This is a genomic window from Mucilaginibacter limnophilus, assembly GCF_004005815.1.
GTDB lineage: Bacteria > Bacteroidota > Bacteroidia > Sphingobacteriales > Sphingobacteriaceae > Mucilaginibacter > Mucilaginibacter limnophilus.
The window spans coordinates 996,352-1,017,194 of sequence record NZ_SACK01000001.1; the positions used below are offsets into that span (position 1 = coordinate 996,352).

13 protein-coding genes and 1 tRNA gene are annotated in these 20,843 nt (G+C 41.7%); 10 read left to right on the forward strand and 4 right to left on the reverse strand.

Features of this window, described 5'->3' with window-relative positions; translation table 11 throughout:
- Positions 1–58: 58 nt before the first annotated feature.
- The 3 genes from EOD41_RS04100 (at position 59) to EOD41_RS04110 (ending at position 3,780) form a co-directional block, all read left to right on the forward strand.
- Positions 59–2,122 carry an HD family phosphohydrolase gene (locus EOD41_RS04100; protein WP_240663173.1) on the forward strand — a complete coding sequence of 688 codons (2,064 nt, stop codon included), beginning with the start codon at positions 59–61 and terminating at the stop codon, positions 2,120–2,122.
- A gap of 82 nt (positions 2,123–2,204) precedes the next feature.
- Positions 2,205–2,291: transfer RNA gene (locus EOD41_RS04105), tRNA-Ser, on the forward strand.
- 262 nt (positions 2,292–2,553) lie between these two features.
- Entirely contained in the window at positions 2,554–3,780 is a 1,227-nt protein-coding gene (locus tag EOD41_RS04110; RefSeq protein WP_127703491.1) for a site-specific integrase, read from the forward strand.
- Between the two features lie 763 nt (positions 3,781–4,543).
- Here EOD41_RS04110 and EOD41_RS20650 read toward each other — a convergent pair.
- The 3 genes from EOD41_RS20650 to EOD41_RS04125 form a co-directional block, all read right to left on the reverse strand.
- The gene (locus tag EOD41_RS20650; protein ID WP_164849879.1) at positions 4,544–5,317 is read right to left on the reverse strand and encodes a hypothetical protein; all 774 of its coding nucleotides are present in this window, start codon (positions 5,315–5,317) and stop codon (positions 4,544–4,546) included.
- Positions 5,318–5,364: 47 nt separating this feature from the next.
- Positions 5,365–7,731 (reverse strand): AAA family ATPase, encoded by a 2,367-nt coding sequence (locus EOD41_RS04120; protein WP_127703492.1) that lies wholly within the window; start codon positions 7,729–7,731, stop codon positions 5,365–5,367.
- Positions 7,732–8,134: 403 nt separating this feature from the next.
- Positions 8,135–11,323: an SIR2 family protein gene (locus EOD41_RS04125; protein ID WP_127703493.1), complete on the reverse strand. Its 3,189-nt coding sequence runs from the start codon at positions 11,321–11,323 to the stop codon at positions 8,135–8,137.
- A 256-nt stretch (positions 11,324–11,579) separates the two neighbouring features.
- Here EOD41_RS04125 and EOD41_RS04130 point away from each other — a divergent pair, with 256 nt between their 5' ends.
- Both EOD41_RS04130 and EOD41_RS04135 read left to right on the forward strand, forming a co-directional pair.
- Positions 11,580–13,172, forward strand: a complete 1,593-nt coding sequence (locus EOD41_RS04130) for an RNA-directed DNA polymerase (RefSeq protein ID WP_205780486.1) — start codon at positions 11,580–11,582, stop codon at positions 13,170–13,172.
- A complete protein-coding gene (locus tag EOD41_RS04135) occupies positions 13,169–13,900 on the forward strand; it encodes a hypothetical protein (RefSeq protein ID WP_127703494.1) in 732 nt (243 codons plus the stop codon). Before EOD41_RS04130 ends, EOD41_RS04135 begins: the two co-directional genes overlap by 4 nt.
- A gap of 216 nt (positions 13,901–14,116) precedes the next feature.
- Here EOD41_RS04135 and EOD41_RS04140 read toward each other — a convergent pair whose 3' ends face one another.
- On the reverse strand, positions 14,117–14,716 hold the full coding sequence (locus EOD41_RS04140; RefSeq protein ID WP_127703495.1) for a hypothetical protein: 600 nt from the start codon (positions 14,714–14,716) through the stop codon (positions 14,117–14,119).
- 470 nt (positions 14,717–15,186) lie between these two features.
- Here EOD41_RS04140 and EOD41_RS04145 point away from each other — a divergent pair, with 470 nt between their 5' ends.
- From EOD41_RS04145 to EOD41_RS04165, 5 genes are all read left to right on the forward strand, one after another.
- Positions 15,187–16,323, forward strand: a complete 1,137-nt coding sequence (locus EOD41_RS04145) for an exodeoxyribonuclease VII large subunit (protein ID WP_127703496.1) — start codon at positions 15,187–15,189, stop codon at positions 16,321–16,323.
- A 9-nt stretch (positions 16,324–16,332) separates the two neighbouring features.
- Positions 16,333–17,223: a DUF4238 domain-containing protein gene (locus EOD41_RS04150; protein WP_127703497.1), complete on the forward strand. Its 891-nt coding sequence runs from the start codon at positions 16,333–16,335 to the stop codon at positions 17,221–17,223.
- A gap of 100 nt (positions 17,224–17,323) precedes the next feature.
- Complete coding sequence (locus EOD41_RS04155) at positions 17,324–18,691, forward strand: caspase family protein (RefSeq protein WP_127703498.1); 1,368 nt, start codon at positions 17,324–17,326, stop codon at positions 18,689–18,691.
- Positions 18,688–19,446 carry a hypothetical protein gene (locus EOD41_RS04160; RefSeq protein WP_127703499.1) on the forward strand — a complete coding sequence of 253 codons (759 nt, stop codon included), beginning with the start codon at positions 18,688–18,690 and terminating at the stop codon, positions 19,444–19,446. Before EOD41_RS04155 ends, EOD41_RS04160 begins: the two co-directional genes overlap by 4 nt.
- Positions 19,446–20,843 (forward strand): hypothetical protein, encoded by a 1,398-nt coding sequence (locus EOD41_RS04165; protein WP_127703500.1) that lies wholly within the window; start codon positions 19,446–19,448, stop codon positions 20,841–20,843. Before EOD41_RS04160 ends, EOD41_RS04165 begins: the two co-directional genes overlap by 1 nt.

Consider the following 20,843-nt stretch of genomic DNA (forward strand, 5'->3'; position numbering starts at 1 on the left):
ATGCAAGAAAAACCGCATATAACAGAAACTTTATTATTTTTGAGAGTTAACATTATACATGGTACAAATATCCTCGTCGCGGCAAAGGGCACTATTGCGTAAATATGCACGCAACATCAGGTTTATGATGATACTTGGCAGCATATGCCTTATTGTTGCTGCGTTGCCTAAACAGGCGCAATTCAGGTACGAGTTTGAGAAAGGGCGTATCTGGAATCAGAAAGACCTGATTTCACCCTACAACTTTGCCATTTTAAAAACCCCGGATGAAATTGAGGTCGACCGTAAAGCCGCACTTGCAAGCGTAACACCTATATACAGGCTTGATGAAGAAATCGCAAAGCAGCAGGCCGAGGGCTTTCATAATGACCTTGAAATTAAGTGGCATACCGCGGGAATAAAAGATGACTTAAAAGAGCGTTATATAACTGTTGGAAATAACCTCATCAATGAGGTTTACCGACGCGGTATTATAAAGCTAAACCCTAAACATCAACCTGCAGATAATTTTACTATTAGTGTACTGAACAAAAATGTAGCGGTTGATAAAAATCTTGCCGACCTGTTTACACGTGAAAAAGCGCTTGCATACTGCGAGAGCTCTTTAAATAAACGTACTGATGTAGATGGCGCTTTTTTACTTGACCTGATAGACGACAGATTGCTACCTAACCTGAATTTTGATGAAAAACTCACAGGCAAACTGGAAAAAGAAGTGGTTGATAACCTTTCAGTTACTCGTGGAATGGTGCAGGCTGGTGAAACCATTGTATCAAGGGGGTCAGTAGTTAGTGAAGAAGCGTTTCAAAAACTTCAATCGTACAAAAAAGCTTTTGAAGACAATGCCCGTATAAATGGTAGTATGGGTGTGGTGTTTTTCGGTAGGTTTTTACTGGTTGCGTTAGCTATAGTCCTGCTAATGATTTTTTTATATCTGTTCAGGAAAGACATCTATGCCGACAACCGTTTGGTTGGTCTAATACTGCTGGTAGTCACCGCCATGCTGGCAACGCTTTCAATTGCAATTGCCTGGCAAATACCAAACTTGTATTACATCCCGTATTGTATCGTTCCTATAATCGTCCGGATATTGTTTGATACGCGGTTGGCATTATACATACACCTGTTGGTGGTGCTTATCGCCGGCTTTTTTGTGCCGAACAGTTTTGAGTTTGCCTATTATCAGATCACCGCGGGCATGGTGGCCATTTATACTATAAAGAATCTTATTCGCAGGGAGCAATTCCTGATCTCAGCATTAATAATAACCTCAAGCTATTTTGTAGCCTTTGTGGGCATATCATTTATACGGCAGGGCAGTTTCACTACTATTGATTGGGTTGATTTTGTACCTTTTATTGTAAGTGTGCTGCTTACGCTTCTCGCATATCCACTTATTTATGCCTTTGAACGGGTTTTTGGTCTTACTTCGGACATTACCCTTATAGAACTTACCAATACCAACGCGCCGCTATTACGCGAAATGGCGTTTACTGCCCCCGGTACTTTTCAGCACTCGCTGCAGGTAGCTAACCTTGCCGAAAACGCTATTTATTCAATTGGAGGTAATGCATTATTGGTTAGGGCTGGGGCACTGTATCATGATATCGGCAAGATGGAGAACCCTTTGTTCTTTATCGAAAATCAAACTTCATCATTTAACCCTCATGACAAACTGCCTTATGAAGAAAGCGCACAGATCATCATCCGACATGTAAGCAAAGGTATTGAAATGGCGCGTAAGGCCGGTCTGCCTGAAATGGTGATCGATTTTATCCGCACACACCACGGCAACACACGGGTTGATTATTTTTACCAGTCGTTTTTGAAAAATTTTCCTGAAAAATTCATTGATGAGAATATTTTCCGGTATCCCGGACCAATTCCTTTTTCAAAAGAAACAGGCGTTTTAATGCTCGCCGACTCTGTGGAAGCCGCTTCACGCTCATTAAAAGAGCCCGGCGAAAAATCGATAAACGATCTGGTGGACCGTATTGTAAGATATAAACTTGATCAAGATCAGCTGAAAGACAGCGACATAACCCTCAAAGACATTGAAACTATAAAAACGATTTTCAAACGTATGTTAATGAGTATCTATCATGTACGTGTAGATTATTAAAAACTGTGAATTATTTTTTTGATGGCTTAACTGAATTACTATATTTGCAGACCTCAAAAAAAAGAGGTAATTGACAGTCAAAGGTGAGGTGCCTGAGAGGCCGAAAGGATCAGTTTGCTAAACTGACGTACGGGAAACTGTACCGAGGGTTCGAATCCCTCCCTCACCGCTGAAAACAGTAGTAAAACTCACAAAAACCCTCTAAATCGCGTATTTAGGGGGTTTTTCATTTTTAGCGACCCGTAAAATTTACCTGAAAAGGCCAAAAAAAAGAGAGTAATTCGAGAGTACTTTACTTTGAATTGCAAAGTACTCACCAGAAGTGGCCTAATGCACTGTCAATCAACAAGTTCAAAAAATGAACATCTTGATTTTTACTTGCTTCAAATCGACATTTGTCCATTTAAAAACGCAGTAAAAAAGAGAGTAAAATGTTGGAAAAAAATTTCAGTGTAAATGTGTATCTCAAAAAACCTAAGTTTTATGAAGCTGGCGACCCTTTCCAGGTTTACATCCGTATTACCGTCGACAGCGAAAGGGTAGAGATCACAGCGAAAAGAACGTGGGATCCAAAACGGTGGAACGCAAGGAGTGGAAGGGCAGAAGGTAGCCGGGAAGACGCAAGAGAACTCAACAAATGCATCGATGCGCTAACACACAAGATACATGAAGCGCGCAGACAGCTCATTGAAGCTAACAAGGAAATAACGCCTTATAACATCAAGAATCTCCTGAATGGCATAAACGATCGCAAATATATAATTGAGGTCTTTAAGGAACACAATATCGCTTTTGAAGCCCTGGTGCCCAGGGAATACTCTGCCGGAACCTTGGATCTGTTCAAAAGGACCTTACTTCATACCGAAAGCTATATCAAATGGAAGTACAAGAAAGAAGATCTTGAGATACATAACCTGGACTATGAATTCATCGAGAGATTTTGCTTTTGGCTCAAGAGCGTGCGTAAATGTCAGCATAACTCGGCAATGAAGTACCTTACCTATTTCAAAAAGATCGTATTGTTGTGTGTCAAAAGGAAATGGCTATCGCAGGATCCTTTTGCAGAGTTTTCGATGGCCAGGCGTGAGACCACCCGCCCTTACCTTACAAAGAAAGAACTTAGCGTTATCAATCAAAAAGAATTCGGAGTTGAGCGACTCACCTTGGTCAGGGACATTTTTTTATTTAGCTGTTACACCGGTTTAGCGTATGCAGATGTTCAAAAATTGAGTAGGATGGATGTAATAAAAGGGGAGGATGGCAGGCTTTGGATCGATGCTAAAAGGGAGAAAACGGAGACTGCATTTAAGTTGCCATTGTTACAGATACCGCTAGGGATCTTGAAAAAGTATGAAGATTATCCAATGTGTGAAGTTAAAGGCAAAATTCTTCCAATCCTGTCGAATCAAAAAATGAATGCCTATTTGAAAGAGATCGCCGACGTATGTGGAATAAAAAAAGTGCTGACGTTTCATATAGCGAGACATACGTTTGCGACGACTGTGACACTTAGCAACGGTGTGCCAATAGAGACGGTATCAAAAATGCTGGGTCATAAATCGCTTAAACAGACGCAACACTACGCCAAAATAGTCGATGCGAAGATCGGTAGCGATATGCTCGTTTTAGAAGAAAAGTTAGCTGCCGAACGTGGCTAGAGGAGCCGGAGGGATTTTTTTTATCTCCGTAGTTGGCTGATTTACAATATTTTACGACGCCTTTTTTAAATCATTAACCGAATCGTTCGCCCATTATAAGTTATTGATAATCAATGATTTACAAGCTCTAAAAATCTCCCTATTTTTGGAAGATTTTTAGGCTTTTTTATGTCAGAAAACACTGTAAATGGTGGAGTCGGAGGGATTTTTTATTTTCCTGTAACCGGCTGTTTTACAATGTATTGTCACACTGTCTTCTAATTATTGCCCGAATCGTTCGCTAATTCTTAAATGCCTAATTATCATTGTTGACTTCTGACTCTAACCTTTCAAAATTGAGAATCAAATCTTACGAAAGAACTGCTTTGCTGTCATAAATTTGACAATTTTTTATGGAAAAAGCAACTGTTATTTCAACCTTCTTTAAGGTTCTCCGCGTTATTTTCACGCAATCAGTAAATCATTTTAGAACGGATGTAGGATAACACTGTTGATTAGAATGTCAACAATGCTATAGAAAGAGAATATATAATAACTACTAAATAGTTATCCTTCCTTAGTTAACCGAATAATAATCTCGTTTCTCATCGCTTGGAAGTTTTATCATAGGTCCTTAAGTCTAGGTGAACTGGACACAGTGAGCGAGAACTCGAACCCAATGTGCCCTCATTTCTCAAAAACGAAGATTATTTGCTAAAAATTGAAAACATGCTTGATGCTATTGATGAGATCGAAAAATCGGTTAAAAAGATTAGCAAGTTCCTCAGTTTATTAATTTTGTGTCAATTTCATCATCGGGAATTTTGCCTTCCTTTCTTAAGCGGGCTAAATGTTCCCGCATGTTTTCTTTTGTTTTGAAAACTTCGCCTTTTGAAATATCGACCTTTGCTAACTGGGACGAGCGAAATTCAAGCATTGCTATTTGAAAGTAATTATAAAAACTACTCAATTGGTCTTCATCGTTAATAATACCCAAAAAGCGATAAACAGGCATTGGCTTACTTTTCATCATATCAACTGCTTTTTCCCATATCTGATCGAGATTTTCTACCACTGCATCGTTGGCATGTTGGCGAAGTTGTTTAATAATACCATTACCGTACTCTATTTCAATCACAACTAAATTTCCGGCTACGATTTTAAAAAGCTCATTAAATGAACCTTCTAATTGTTTTTCAATATCTTCTTTTTCGAGTTCTTGTGGTCGATGTTTAAGGAGATATTTGAAAACATCTTTATTAATTTCCTCGAAGCTACTGAATGAAATAGCATTAGGATTATGTGCAAATTGATTTCGAATTTCCATCAACTTTATTAAGTGATTATAGTTAGTGACATCCAGTTCTTCCAAATCGTATAAAATGTCGATTTTGGCTTTGAACGACAAGGCACTGGAATTGTTACCCAGAGTTTTGCTGTTGGGTTTAAAGATGCGCCATACAGCTCGTAGTGCGCTGCTGGATGTTTGTTCTAGACGCAGAACTTTGCTGATTACTGCGCTTCGCAAAGTCATATTTTGTGGTCCCCATTTTTCCATTTCTTCTAATTTAGATTTAAGTAAAGCCAGCAGATACCCCTCCGAAATTAATCAGCAGTTCTATTTACACTATCAAGTAGTGCGTCGAATTGATCAGGATCGGTTGTTCTAATGCGAGTGATAACAGCATCGGAGACCTTTATGATTTCGTCCATGTCAATGGGCTGCATACCCCTATCAAATTGATCCTCCATGTGTGAATATTCGTTGATAATGCGGCTTACTAAGGTATAAGTTACCCCATCGTTCTCAAAATACTTCAAAAGGCGTTGGTCAAAGCTCATGTTTTGGGTGGGGTATCTATAAAATGTGTAAGCTTCCAGAAATTTGCGCATGTTATTTCCGAAACCATATTGGATGTTGTTATTATTAAATTCCCTGTCTCCAAGTGAGCATTGATAAATTTGATCGAATAGGTAATTAAATTCAGTAATATAGTTTTTCATATATAGCGGAGCAGGAATTAAGAAGCTGCTACTTTGATTTCTACGCTCGATCATAAAATGTCCAACAGTTTTACTATTATTTTTTACGCCTGTTAGTTTTTTTACATATTTCAAAAACTCCATGTTATGCGTTGAGATAAACAATTGACAGTACTTTTTAGGTTTGGCAATCACATTCTCGATCAAACTAAACATGAAAAAAATGTGGTTGCTATCCAGACTGGAAATAGGGTCGTCAATGTAAATTATCAACTTGTCGCTTTCTGTTTCGTCTTTTAATTCATCTTCAATTTTAGCCATGAAATAACAAAAGGATATCAGGCTACATTCTCCCTCACTAAGATTGTTTGCCGGAGCAGCATCACGGTGGATGCTGAATTTAATATTTGGCTGTTCACCTTCAGCAACAAGTTTTAACTCATTGTGCCCGAAGTAATGCATCAAATGTTGGTTGACAAGTTCAGCACCTTTGCTCTCATCGTTAGCCTGAGCTTCTAATTGCCTTTTGTCGCTCTGCAATCTACCGATTTCTTCACGTTTACTTTTCACCACTCCACCCATGAGATTCAAACGATTATCTTCGGTTTCAATAGCGTCAAGCTCATTTTTGTAATCAATGTCTATCACAAATTGTGCGATATGGGCAAGCCGTAGCTTTTTGCGGGCATTTTCCTGGTCTTTAAAAAGTGAACTTGTCTTTCGATTGTGGGCGGCTAATGCATCATTAAATGCTTTGATGGCATTAACCAGGCTGCTTGAAGCATCGGTAAGTTCAGGCAACTCACGAGTTTTGAAAATATCTTTTTCACGCGCTTTCAATTCAGTGATCAAAATTTCAATGTTTTTCATATAAACACCGCTGGCAACGTCCCATTGTTTCAATGCCCCATCAAAGTCTACTTGTAATGTTCCATAGAATTGATCACGTTTGAGCGATAAAAAACTGCTCAACTCCTTTTTAGCAACTTCCAGTTCATCAATCTTATTTTTGATTTTCTTACGCAAATCTTCCGACTCCTTGCTAAAGTGTTGATCCAATTTTCCCCACAGGTCATCTTTTAAGCCTGCACCACAAAATCCGCAAGTAGTTCTTTTATCGCGATGTTTATCAATACCTTGCCGAACCCATTCTTGTAAAATGCTATCATTAATCAATTCCGTTATCGGCTTACTGGGCGTTATTTTTTGCTCGAGTATTTTCTGGCATTCCTGGGAGTATTCTGCAAACCTTGGATTGTTAACCGGGAGCGGGTTGATATCTTCCATCGATGCTTCTTTCAATAGTTTCAATAGCATTTCTACCGTATCAGTATCCAATAAATGATCGTTGGTTTTGTCGCCTATTGCCGTAATTTCACTTTTAATATCAGCAATGGTGTATGTTTTTTTAGCAGTCGTTGCGATAAATAGCGTATCTGTTACCTTGATATGATCGGCAGCGCGCTTTCTAAGCTTATCTTCTAGGTCGTTTCCCTTATCATTGTTTTTCTTTCGCAATTTAGCAAGCTCTTCTTCCTCATCCGTAAGTTCAAATATCAATCCTTTGCTTTCCTCTATCGAGCCTAGTTTTTCAATGATTTCTTCAATCTGTTTTTCAAGTTCGATGTTTGCCGCGCCCAGAATAGTAAAGGGCTTAATTGTCCCATCCTCACGATGCAACCAACCTAAATTCTCCTTCACAAAATCAGTATTATAAACCCTTATCTTATGGTGTTGCGCAAAATCAGCAAGATTGGAATTTGTAATACTCTGCCCACCTGTAAGAGTTAATCTAAATTGACAGGTATCGTAATCTTTGTGCATGATTGTATCTTCGACGCACTTGAACATTCGGGACATAGTTGTTTTTCCCGAATAGTTTCGACCGTAAATGATATTTATTTTTTTGAACGTTTCATTTGCTAAGGCGGTGTCCCATGTATAGTTTTTGAATAGGCCGAAATGCGTAACGTCGATTTTTGTGATCATAACAATAGGATATTACTTTACGATAAGGTTTTCCAAACTTAGTAAATATCCTTTTCAGTTGTTAATCACTACAATAGAGCTTTTATAGGCACTTGTATCGCACCGAAGGCCGCGCAAAGAAACGCCTGTCTACGTATTAAGGTAGCGGCGTTCTTGGTAGTTAAGAGCTATTACAGGCCTTTAATTAACTTCGATGATCATTGGGTCTTGGCAGTTGGCGGTTTCCGTTTCGGCCTCTATTCGCTCAGGAGGAAAAAAGGTTGTTTTGCTTCCTGGTCGGTAACAATGGCGGCATATTCAGGGCCACCAAATAAAATGATGTAACGCTGTCTTAAGATACACAAAATCAGTCTTAAATACAAAGAGTCTGCCCTTTTGAGACAGCCTCTTTGGTATTCAATTCTTAAATAAAATATCTGTAATCGTAAGTGATACCCTCGCGTTTTGAAAGCAATTTACCAATACGTGCTATATCATTAGATGAATTGACAGTAGCTGGTAATTGAGAATAAAGGTCGAATGAGTTCCAGTTTACTTTTGTCAAGGCTAATATTTCGTTCGCAATAGTACCAATGTTACTTTTACCCAAATGCTTAATTATTTTTAAAGGGCCGGGGATATATCGTCCTCCCAGGTAATACTTACGGTATTGGCTTTTAACAGATGGTACTACGCCATGTGTCCATAACAGCGCTGTGTAAGCACTTAGCAATATGCAGGTTCCCCGTTTTACCGCGTAACCGTCGATATCCGGTTTACCATCCTGGCTGACTTTACTTGCAAGAAATCTCATATCATCCTCGAAATTGATTTCTATAAGGTCAAGGTTCTGAATGCCATTGCCTAATAGGCTATCTTTTAAACCTTTAATCTCATCTTCGGTATAGAATGTTCTTTTATGAACAACTACACGCTTTGGCAATTCATTCATGGTTGAGTAAAACAACTCCCTTATTGAAATACCAAAACTATAAGCGTCATTGTAGGACAGATGCGGGCTTTTTTGACGATCCCAGAATATTTTATCTTCTACCTTTGAAAGCTTGTATTTTAACCCTTGCCCTCTGGCATTGTAGATGTGACTACAACCTACAATTGTTTCACTTTCCTTGCCTTTTCCGCTTAAACTATAACCAATACCCGCAAAGGCAGTTTCCTGGTCAAGATTGGCCAACACCCAAGGCGTCCGCATAGATTTAACGAAATAGGACAGTGCAAGCCACCAGTTGATCTGACAGTAAAGCGTTTCGTTTTCAATTGTATCTTCCTGTATGAATTGTGTCGTGATGCCCTTTTCCGCGCAATAGGCTTTTATATAATCGTGCAGGTCGTATCTTTCATTTTCCTCGTCATAATCCAAGTAATAAAGCCACCGCTTAGGAATGCAGATAACGATCACTTTGTCTGACCGATCCCTGGATAAGTAATTAATTTGGTTAATTATTTTATCGCGGAGATCAAGCGCCACTTCTTTTAAGTTTTCTGAAACAACCGGTTCGGGACACACTGCCCAATTCTCCGAGCCGATATCAGGTACATTTAAACTTGCACTAAACGCTTCAATAAACCCTGGGAAGTCAATCAGGTAATCCTCGTTGACATTATTTCCGCTCACCTTGGCGTGTTGTAATTTTAGGAATTTGCTAAAAATGTTGCCCTCCTGACCGGGACATATAACACCAAGCCGGATGATACTATCGAACAACACATTAGTCAAGGGATAATCGTAAGGGCGGTTTTTCAATATTCCCCGCATTGGGTGGAAGTCTTTAGGTGTTGACTGGTTTCCAACATGCCGGTTACTAAAAATCAATTCAGGCTCCGGGTACTGTATACCCTTGTAACGAAACAAGAATTTAGGTACTCCAGTCTTTTCAACGTCAATTCCACCGGTCCGGTCAAGGGCATCCATGATTTGCGCAAACGCAGGGTTCTTACTAACAAGGTAGGTAAACCCGGTTCCTGACTCTAAGGGGAACTCCAATTCGATTGCTTTATCTTTTGTGTTGAGAAATAGTGTTCGCCAGTCGTTAACATAGTCGTTAAAAGCTTTATTCCTAATCTTATCAAAATAAAGCCTGCCGACTTCCTGCTTGATCTCTTTGGTGATAATCGCATCGGGAGTAGTCGAGGTTACCTGAAAATCCGGCATGAGCGATAGGTAGAACTTGTTGTTATCCGTCGTGATTGAAAGCCTTATCCCTTTATGGGTTTCGTACAGCACATTATTTAGCATCCTCGTGGTCACCGTTTGTTCATGCCACAATAAATCTTTACCATTAGTTTGCAGTTGATGTTTACGGGCTAATAATCTAGTTAATCCGGTAAGCATTAGATCATAAAACGCAGAAATACGGATGATGTCTTTATTGTCCACGGGCACCCGGGTGACTTTTCCGATAACTCTGCCCTGAAAACACTTATTGATATCTGACATCGTACCGAGCGCCCAGACAAAATTCTTATAAGGGACTGCGGCGATAAAGTCATTGTCAATTAGTGTGCGTATCGTCTGCCAGGGCCTTTCACCTTCATCGTAGCTGATTTCAAATTGAAAAACCTCTTGTGGCATTTTTAGCGGAAATATATTGCTTTTAACAATCGTGCTGACACGGGAGACATCCATAGAAAAAGCCGTGCGTTTGGCTTCCTTTTCTTGTTGCAGGAAAGATTCGTATTTTTTTAACAGCTCAGGATTATTATTGCCACAGACTTTACTGATACTGATCATGAGTTTGTCGAACCCATCTGTAGGTATAAAATAAGCCGTCCGGCCATTCGCACGGGCAATATTAAGCAATTCCTCAACTGCCGCGGGAATATGTCTACCGTATCCACACCAATACAAACGCCCGGAACCACGTGTGGTATATCCCTCTTTAAGCGCATTCATCACGGAGGCATCCCGGCCACTGTAGCCAGTGACAATAAGATGCTTATCATTAACAAAATCGATCAGTTTACTACGAAATGTAGGATCTTGCTGATTTAATTCTTCTTCCGAATTTTTAAGGTCTCCATATTTATAATCGCCATGTAATTTGATTAATAATAACTCCTTACGGTTATCTACCCGAAAAATACGCTCCACGGAATCAAGAGAAATATCGATAACGGTGTTACCGGTGGTTATGGCAGCGTTACGGATCAAATCATCAAAGTTAGTTGTCCAAACGGTTTGAATAAGTCCGGCTTCGTGTGCCAGACAGCTAAGCATATAACCAGCAGACGGCAGTTTCTTTTCGCAAATTCTTTGAAAATATTTTCGCACATCATCACCAATCGGATAACATTGTTTGACGTAAAACGAATATTCCGAAGGATCGTCCCGTTGAGGATAAACTCCTTCGCTGTCCAGCCAATTTTGTATATGAGTTTTAACCTGTTCAGACTTATAATCCAAATTATCCCCTAAGTTGGCGGGGCCTTTCGTGAGGTATATACTTCTTTTCCATTCCCAAATACAATCATAAGCAGATGGAATGCCTGAGTTTATAGAGGCACCAGCCCCTAACAATAGTGAAAAAGTGTCGTTGTGGCTAACTTCTAAGGATCGGATAAATTGATCGTATTCTAAAATGTAGTTCTGCATATAAAATCACTAAATAAATTAGCAATATACGTGGTGATATTAATTTTTCCATACGTGTTACCATAATGTTGAAAAATAGTGAATGTCAACACTATGTGTAATAGTTTATTAAACCTGGCGAATAACAAATCCTCATCATTAAGGGATTATATGAGATATTATTTGAAAGCGAAGAAATGAAATAATAAATTGGTTATGTTTACGATACAAATCTTACTCGGCTTAATTTGAAAACCTAAAATGCATCGCAGTTCCCATGAAGAAAAACTTCAAAAAAGCTTTAAATAATATTATCCGACACGGTGATACCGATATTTTCCCTTTTCCTTTTGAGAGATATTTATTTGATGATAAACTTGATGAAGCCTTGAAAATTTTAGAATGGTATCACGGTAACTTTGATGAAGCGCTGAGTCTGTCGCCACCATTAACATTGGTTAAATTGAGCCAAGTGGGTTATTACGGATTTCGACAAGCTACAATGATCGAACCTTTCTGGAACGCTTATTTTTTGAGTTTGGTAGTTTCGCTAGCGGAAGATATTGAAAAGACAAGAATTAAAAGTGACGAAAAACGGATCTTCTCCTATCGTTACAACTGGAGTGAAAAAGATGCTACTTTATTTAGAGACACCACTTGGCTCGATTATAAAAAACAGTGCATCGAAAATTCTAAGCTTTTTAACGTCGTGCTCCAAACAGATATTTCCAATTTTTACCATAGAGTAAACCATCATAAACTGGAAAATGAACTCAAGAGATTAGACCCTTCTTCGACAATAACAAAACGTATTATAAAATTATTAAGCATCTTTTCCGGGACTATTTCTTATGGCTTACCAGTTGGCGGCCCCGCTGCAAGGATATTGGCAGAATTAGCGCTAAACCATACTGATTTTCATTTGAGATCCCGAGGCATTGTATTTTGCAGGTACGCAGACGACTATACTATCTTTTGTAACGATGAATCCGAAGCATATAAAACTTTGATTTTGTTATCAGAAAAACTATCCAATGACCAATTGGCTTTGCAAAAAGATAAAACCAAGATTATGACCAGCCAGGAGTTTCGTGAGATACATCAATTTTTAGATCCCAAACCGCCAAAAGAAGATGCAACTCATGAACAAAAACTATTGAACATCTCAATTCGCTTCGATCCTTATTCTCCAACGGCGGAGGAAGATTACGAAGAGCTAAAAGAAGCCATTCAGGAAATTGACATTATCGGTATCTTATCGAGAGAAGTAAATAAAACGAAAATTGATCAAACAGTTACCAAGCAAGCGATTAATGCTTTGAAAGCATTAAGTGCGGATGACCAGGTACAAGCGATGAAGATATTGTTAGACCACGATAATTTGATAACGTTATCGCCCGTATTTACTACAATTATCCGCTCCATAAGAAGTATATATTCGGACTTAAATGAAAGCGGAAGGTTAATGATAGATAAATCGTTGCTGCATCTTTTTGAGACACAAAGCTATTTGACTAAAATTGAGATGAACTTAAATTACATCGTTCAAATTTTATCGCTTAATTATTCATCGGAAAAGGAAACTTTGTTTATTAGGTTATTTGAAACAGAAACCAGTCATCTGCTTAAACGACAAATTATTATAGCTATGGCAAATTGGGACTGTCACTATTGGTTGGTCGATGTAAAAAACCAATTTACAACACTTACAACCTGGGAACGTCGGGCTTTCATTTATGCGTCCTATTTTTTGGGAGACGAAGGAAGGCATTGGCGAGATCATAGTAAAAATTTATTCAGTAAAGAGGAAGCGCTTACAAGAGATTGGTGTGCAGAGCGCAAGCAAAATAACGCATTGATATTAGCATGATAAGCGAACGTGACATAGCAGAAAAGTTCAATGTTGTTTGGAAACAGAGTTTCCCGCTATTGACACCAAGTTTTATGAGAGTGTTCAACGAGAGCTATGTTATGGTAATAAACGAAGATTTAGCTCCGATTGAAGAAGAAGTGAGGTTTGATTTAGTATCCGAAGCTGCGTTCAATTTAACGCAAATGGTAATTGAGCAAAATATTAAGGCCGTAGATTTCTTAGCCACCGCCAGCAATCGTAATCAACTAGCGATTGATACCGCCCATTCAATTTGGCCAAAAGCAAAATACGTAAAAGAAGAATTGGATTTAAGCACTTTTGAAGTGAATGATATCCTGCGAGTAACTGGAAATATTGTGGAGTTTATAAATAAAACGAAACGCAGTAAGGTAAAATTCAAGCCACTCCTAAAGGGATATGGCATTCTTTCCGATCTTGAGGGTGATTTGGAAATCGATGATACCCTCTATGAAATCAAGACTGTGAACAGGAATTTTAAGTCAAGTGATTTAAAACAATTATTCATATATCTGGCACTAAAGCAAGTTAGTCAAGGTGATAATTGGAAAAATGCAGGTTTGTACAACCCGAGAAAAGGTACTTGTTGCAATTTCAACATCAAGGCCTTGATCGAAGAGATTAGTGGCGGGAGAAGTTCGCATGAAGCGTTCGAGGGTTTACTTGATAGTTTATCAAGAGATATAGAAACAGATGCAAGGTTTTAATTATTTAATCAGCAATTGTTCTGCACATAAGGCGCGCGAAAAACGTGTATCTACCAGTTAGGATAGCGACATTTTTGTTGTTTTAAGGCTATTGCATCCCTTTAATTTACTTCGATGATTATATTTAATAGAGGTCTGAGGTAACAAGTTATAAAGACGGGGTATCGAAGTTAGGTACGATTAACAGTGACTTTCTGCCCAGTTAGGAAGAAACGCTCAGAAGAGCGTTAGCTGAATCATACTCATCTGCGCTTTTTCAATATCACGCAAGGTTGCCAATATCACCGGTTGTTTGTCATTAGTGGTATCCGTGCTGCCGATCTTTTTAGTCATCATGCTCTTAAGTTCATTAAGTGCATGGTTCAGCGCATCTTCGCGGCTTTTGAATTGTTTGCCATAAACGGATAAGCCATATCCGCCGCCTGCAACACCGAAGCTATAAGACATAGCGTAAGTCCAGATTCTGTTTGCTCCGCAGCCTAGTTTGATGGTGCTGTAATTTCCATAACGACTGGTATCTCCAAACGTCAGTTCTTGCTGAGCTAAGAATGTTGGGCGCTGAAACCAGCCATATTTGTCAAAAGCGATTTCAGTAAATCCGAATTCCAAGCCTTTACGGTATGCATACACGTTCATGGTAATAGCCCTCAATGAATCCCCAAAGCTGCTGAACCAATCAAGTTGGCTTTGCTCTTTACTTTCAATAGCGGTAATCATTTCCTTAAAAATAGCTGCTTCATAGGGCATCAAATAATTATCAGCCATATAGGCGGTGATTTGATTTTTTGATTCGAGATTTAATACCAGGCTTTCCATAACATTACATTTTAGATTTTTAATGCAAGGGTGATAAAAGCATGGTGCAACGTTGTCAAGGGCCCCGCCGGTGCGGGGTTTCATGAACCCTTGACGGCGCTGCAGCGGGCTTTACCTTTGCGGTTAAAAAACTGAAATGGGTTGGAAAGCCGGGCAGATCGGATCAACTTTAAACCGGTCAAAGGGGATGAAAGCAAGTGCCAGGCTGGCGGGTGCGCGGGAAATTGAATGAGTTGGAATGCAGCAACGCGGAGATGGAAACGGAATGAAATTTAGCCTGCGGCCCGGCGCACCCGCCAGCCTGCCTCTTGCTGCGCGGCCTGTCGGTCTGGTGTGAAAATAAACCTGACCGGCGGCATGGCCGAAGTAGCGATAGGAGCGGCATCCTCGCCGGCAGGCGGAGATATAGCGGATCGCGCGGGCCCGGGAGGGCACTTCCCAAGAAATAATTTTAATTATTTTTACCCTTCATGGAAAACCAGGAAGCCATCGTTTATTCACCGGCAGCGGTGCTCAACATTTTTAATAATTCGATCTCGCTTAAGCAGACGCAGCGGATCATTCAGCTGCGCGGTATTTTCGTGATGGGGAAGGGGGCTTTCTATAACGGCAGCTATTATGATAGTTTGAAAGATGAGTCAACCGATGCGCAGATCACGCTGGTGGTGCCGGCATTGATCCGGAACGAGCTGCAACACAATAAGACGGTCACGATCAATGGCTATATTACCAGGCGAGTGGTGAACAATGCCAGCCGGATAGAGATCCAGTTAACGGTAACCGAACTGGTCGGGCAAACACAGAATAAATATTCAGACGAAGAACTCAAACGCATCGAATTGCAGCAGGCGAAGGCAGCAGCCGGTTTCCGGGATGTACAAAGCTGGATCAAGGAAAAGATCATTAATGAGCAGCCGTTCAGGATCGGGGTGATCATTGGAAAAACGGCCATCATCGATAGCGACATTAAACATCAGCTGCGGGAATCCATCGGCTTTTACGAGTTGGAATTTCATAAGATCAACCTGAGTTCGGAATCGGAGATCATAGCGACGATGACGCAGCTGGATACGCATACGGACATTATCGTGATCTCGCGCGGGGGAGGAGAGAACCTGGATATTTTCAATAAGCCGTCGATCGCGGAAAAGGCGTTACAATTAAAAGCATTGTTTGTGACAGCTATCGGTCATAAGGAAGATGTGACCTTATTGCAAAAGGTGGCCGATAAGGCCTTTATCACCCCTTCCGAATTCGGGCAATTCTTGAATGATACGTATAATCATACTATTGAAGAAGCGCAGCATTCCAGGGCGCAACTGGTAGAATCGGTCACCAAACAATTGTCTGCCGGTTACCAGAAGGAGATCGATAACCTGAAAGAGCAGGTCAAAAACCTGGAGGAACTCAAAAAACAAAGTGCGGCAGATATGCAAAAGGTTTATGAGGAAAAGATCACTGGCCTCAACCAATTGCAGCTGGAGAAACACGCCTTGTATGAGCAGCGGATCGCTGAACTGAATAAAAAAAGCAATGTAAACTGGATAGCGGTGATCATCGCTATCGTGGTTGGCTTGGTTATCGGTTACCTCATTAAAGGCCATTAAATTCTGACCATGGCCAAGCATCATTACCTGCCACAATTTTACCTGAAGGGCTTTACCAATAGTGATGGGAAATTCCTGATCTGGTCGGTAGCGAACAGCCGCTTCAAGGGCGGTGGCAAATGGTTTGCACCGGCAAGCCATTTCTTTTTAAAAGACGACAATTTTGCTCCCGCAGAAGGTTGGGCGGATGATTACCTCGAAGGCATCTACTCCGGCAACGAAAGCCGTGCCGCGCGTATCCTGGACAAGATCAAAGCAGTCGATCAAGGCTTCGGTTTAACTAACGATGACGTGGTCTGGCTAAATTATTTTGCGGGAGAATTGTTTTGGCGCGTACCTGCTCAGCGGGAATTACTCAGCTCAGCTACCAGCCTTGAACAATTGAACCAATTAGGTGTGGCCGTGATCGACAGACGGACGATGAGACAAATCGGTCCGAAGCTACACGCAGAAGCGGTGAAAGATGATCCATTCTATTGCAAAAGACTGCGAAACGTCGTGCCGGCGACAAATTACTGGAATATGCGGGAGTGCACCTGGCCTTGCAGAGTAGTAACTCTGCCTGATCCATTTCCTGCCATTTGCAGCGATAATCCGGTCATCCTGCGCCAACCCGAAAAAACGGACCCCTTTCTGGATGATCTGATCTTTCCGCTGGCACCCAACAAAGTGTTCTTCCGTATCAAGGGGATGCGGAAGATATTCGCGCCCAATATCAAATTCTACATTGATATGCTGATGATCCTGCAAGCAAAGGAATACGTTTGCTGTATTGATCAGGATTACATTGCGTGGCTGCTGGCTGTTTATCAACAGAATTTCAGCTCTGCCGATGAAGTTCGGGAGTTTATTTTCCGGCATTTGACGGATGATATAGAGCGCTGCCACCAAAGGAAGTAATTTAGTCATGACGAAGTGCATAACGATTACGTAGTTGCTTGTTTTCCCGCACGAAAAGACCCAGGCTGGCTGAAATCGAGCAGCGACCAAAGATATTTTCATGGTGTACGATCGCTATTTCGTTTTTTTTGTATTTTTAGTTGCCAAAGCTTTAGTCATGCGCCCTATCACCCTCTTTTTTGTTTTCCTGGCTTGCATTTTTAAGCTGCACGCACAAACTATTCAGCATACTGTGACGCTGCCACGCATTTATGCCGTAGTAGTTGGCGTAAATGCCGATGCTGTCAAGGGCAGCGGCAAATTGCAATTTGCGGAGCAGGATGCTATCGCCTTTGCCAATTATCTCAAAAGCCCGAACGCAGGGGCGGTTTCCGCTGGCAATCTGCAGCTGCTCGTCGGCGCAAAGGCTACGCGTTCGGCCATTTTGAATGCAACAGCTGCCGCATTTAGCAGGGCCACTAAAGATGACCTTGTGATCTTTTACTTTTCGGGTCACGGCGTCAGTGGCGACACCCCGGGCAGCGGTTACCTCGTGCCGGCAGATTATGAAAATGACCAGATGTTAGTAACGGGCGTTCCCATGCTACAACTGCTGCAATTGATGAATAACAGTAAAGCGAAGATGAAAGAGGTCTTCATCGATGCCTGCCACGCCGGTCTCTTTCCGGAGGACAGAATTGCCAAAGGTTCGGTATCGGCGCAAAACGCGGAGCTAGCTGCGGCCTTTCTGGCGAATTTTAACAATGCTGATAAAGGCTTTATCGGTGTGCTTTCGTCCAATAGCGCCGAGGAATCGCGGGAAGATAGCACCCTTCGCCATGGCATCTTCACGCATTTCCTGATTCGCGGACTGAAAGGCGAAGCCCGCGAGACAGGGACGGACATCGTGACGATCAGAAGTTTGGAAGCTTATCTGACCAAAAGCATATGGAGCTTTACCAACGAGCAGCAGCATCCGAAGGTTATCGGCAATTTCACGGTTGATTTTCCGATGAGTGTAACGGGCCTGAACGACGACCTGACCAAATTGATCAAAGCAAATCCGGGCATATTGGAACAAGTCCGCCGCGAAGCCACAGCAGTGAAGGTCAAAGCACAGGTTCCGGTATTTGAAGATACGCAATACACCTATGGTTATGTGACTTTCAACAACCGCTCAGATCGCGCCTTGCATTTGTACCAAACATCCGCCTTTATCCAAAGGGGAGGCGGTTTCCTGAGCGGGCCTGCGCGGGAGCCATTTGAACTTGTTTTGCCGGCTGGCGGCATGGTCAGTTCGGGAAGAATCAAAGTGGCCAGCAAAGTGATGGGTAATGGTGCAAAATCCACCGATTACACGTTCTATGCGGAAACTATCCTGAATGGCAAAACGCAGTATGGCCAGTTCAGACTGATGGTCGATGCCGGCAAAGAAAAAACATTTACCATCATGCAGGATGACCTGGACTTTTCACCACAAAAACCATGAAACCACACTTTGCCTATCTCTTGCTGCTGCTTGTATTGCAGCAACAGCCGCGTACCCATATCGTAGACATTTATCCCAGGCAACCACAGCTTCAAAGCAAACTGGATAAGCAGATCGCCGGGTTAAAGGATGCAGCCGCTGTCTGGAAGGTGGTTTATCCTCAGGTCGCAAAGCTGAATGTTACAGTTACCATCGATATAATCAAGGAGCCACACCAGCATTTGTTGATGGCTTTTAACCCGGTCAAAGCGCCGGCAGCAACCTACGATAAAATGGTGTTTGAATCCAAAGGGACGGCTAACCAACAAATCGACGCACCTGCCGGATTCCGCCGTTTACCAGCCACGATGGCGCTATTGGATACGCTCAGATTAACGGTTCTATTTGATAACGGAGACTTTCCGATCTCTGACTATTACGTACGCTGGCAGATGCCTTTCAAAGAACAGCGTTTATTGCCAAAAGAGCGTCGACAGCTACTACTTGCGAATCAGCCAGGGCGTTATCACTCCTTCGAATTGCGCAATACAGCGACAGATAGCCGGGTACTCCTCGGTGGTCGGCTCTATCTGCTGACTTCCTCCGAAAAGATGCAGTTAAAAAACTTGGTGGAAGAATTTCGCCTTCAGGCGCCGGATGCGAGTTTGTTGAATGTCACCCAACTGGTTAATCAGTATCTGGCTGCAAGGTTTGGGCAGCCAATTGACCAGCAGGTTTACGATTGGCTAAAGGAGAATTTTGAGGAGCTTAATTGATGGGTGTCTTTTTTGTCATCATATTGATTGCCTTGAGCTGGGCCGGTGCCTATCACGTCGTTGTGGGTCGTTCACGCTGGGGCCGCTTGGTCTTTTGCCTGTTGTCTGGTATATTTCTGACGATATTTACGATCTTTGCTTTGAATGATCCGTCGCAGTTTACCAATGAAAGGCAGGACGAGGTGATCAATCGCTTTGTTACTCATGACCAAACTGCAAAGGATGACGCCGAAAGTTTTTTAGCCGATCATTTCGTCCTGATCGACAATGCCTTTGCTAAACAGCTTTTACCGGGCGGCACCGGCCGTGGAACCGTCGCTGTAACTGACCGTTATATGCTGAAACAATTTTTTACCTGGTGTGTGAGCCACTCCAAAGATTTCGATTTCGTGATTTGTGATATCGGGTTTGATCAGGCTGATACCTCGGTACAAAAACTGATTCCCTTAATTAGGCGGCTTGCCAGTAGTAACAAGCTGCTGCTCTCAGACAATGAAAGCGGCCGCTCACTTGCCAGCCTATTGCCCGGATCGGCAAAAGGTTTGGTAACAGCTGCCAGTATCAGTGACCGTTTTAATGCCCAGACCCTAGTCGATGATGGACAGCCCAGTGCTGCCTACGCCGTATACCAAAAAATGGATACGGTAAGTGGAACAAACGAAAGGTGGCTGGGCTTGCTTTCAGAACAGCGAATACATGAAGGACGCAAATGGTCGCTGAACAATTTTCCACCTGTTCTTTTTGTTCGGGACGACTTTGCACAATTGGCAGCTAAAGACACGCTGTCCGAACAATTTCCGGGTGTTAAAAATCTCCAAGCCTCCAACTTTTACCCGCTAGAACTACTCGACACTTCTACGCTAGCATTCAATCTGAATGCCAGACAAGCCGAACGTAAACAGAATATTATATTCCTGGGTACTTTCCATGGTTCCGACGATTTGCACAACACGATCTTTGGAAAATTTCATGGCCCGGCGATCTTGCTCAATACGATCTACAACCTTCATTTAGGTACCCATTGGATTAGACCAGGATTGATCCTTTTGCTTTTGGTCGGTTTTTCCATAACTATTTACCTGATTACTTTGGGTTGCCTGATCGGCTATGATGAAAAAGAACGCAAACGTTTACCAGAACTCTGGCTTTGGGAAAAAGTTGTCTATCATGGCCTTACGGGCTGGCATATAGGCTGGTCTCGCCGGAGCCGGCATATTTTCACGCTCACATTGGAGGTATTGGTGGAAATCATCTTTCTACCGGTGTTGTATTTGATGGTAAAGGTAGCATACCTGACTTTTCATACGATCTTGAATGTGCTTCCCCTGCTCGGACTGCTGATTTTGTTCCGAACTTTTTTTATATCATTTCATAAGCTTAAAAAAATCAAAACATAA

What these genes read in the sequence shown, in the direction of transcription:
- EOD41_RS04100 (WP_240663173.1), top strand. Translation starts at nt 59, where the DNA reads ATGGTACAAATATCCTCGTCGCGGCAAAGGGCACTATTGCGTAAATAT.
- EOD41_RS04110 (WP_127703491.1), top strand. Translation starts at nt 2,554, where the DNA reads ATGTTGGAAAAAAATTTCAGTGTAAATGTGTATCTCAAAAAACCTAAG.
- EOD41_RS20650 (WP_164849879.1), bottom strand. Translation starts at nt 5,317, where the DNA reads ATGGAAAAATGGGGACCACAAAATATGACTTTGCGAAGCGCAGTAATC.
- EOD41_RS04120 (WP_127703492.1), bottom strand. Translation starts at nt 7,731, where the DNA reads ATGATCACAAAAATCGACGTTACGCATTTCGGCCTATTCAAAAACTAT.
- EOD41_RS04125 (WP_127703493.1), bottom strand. Translation starts at nt 11,323, where the DNA reads ATGCAGAACTACATTTTAGAATACGATCAATTTATCCGATCCTTAGAA.
- EOD41_RS04130 (WP_205780486.1), top strand. Translation starts at nt 11,580, where the DNA reads ATGAAGAAAAACTTCAAAAAAGCTTTAAATAATATTATCCGACACGGT.
- EOD41_RS04135 (WP_127703494.1), top strand. Translation starts at nt 13,169, where the DNA reads ATGATAAGCGAACGTGACATAGCAGAAAAGTTCAATGTTGTTTGGAAA.
- EOD41_RS04140 (WP_127703495.1), bottom strand. Translation starts at nt 14,716, where the DNA reads ATGGAAAGCCTGGTATTAAATCTCGAATCAAAAAATCAAATCACCGCC.
- EOD41_RS04145 (WP_127703496.1), top strand. Translation starts at nt 15,187, where the DNA reads ATGGAAAACCAGGAAGCCATCGTTTATTCACCGGCAGCGGTGCTCAAC.
- EOD41_RS04150 (WP_127703497.1), top strand. Translation starts at nt 16,333, where the DNA reads ATGGCCAAGCATCATTACCTGCCACAATTTTACCTGAAGGGCTTTACC.
- EOD41_RS04155 (WP_127703498.1), top strand. Translation starts at nt 17,324, where the DNA reads ATGGTGTACGATCGCTATTTCGTTTTTTTTGTATTTTTAGTTGCCAAA.
- EOD41_RS04160 (WP_127703499.1), top strand. Translation starts at nt 18,688, where the DNA reads ATGAAACCACACTTTGCCTATCTCTTGCTGCTGCTTGTATTGCAGCAA.
- EOD41_RS04165 (WP_127703500.1), top strand. Translation starts at nt 19,446, where the DNA reads ATGGGTGTCTTTTTTGTCATCATATTGATTGCCTTGAGCTGGGCCGGT.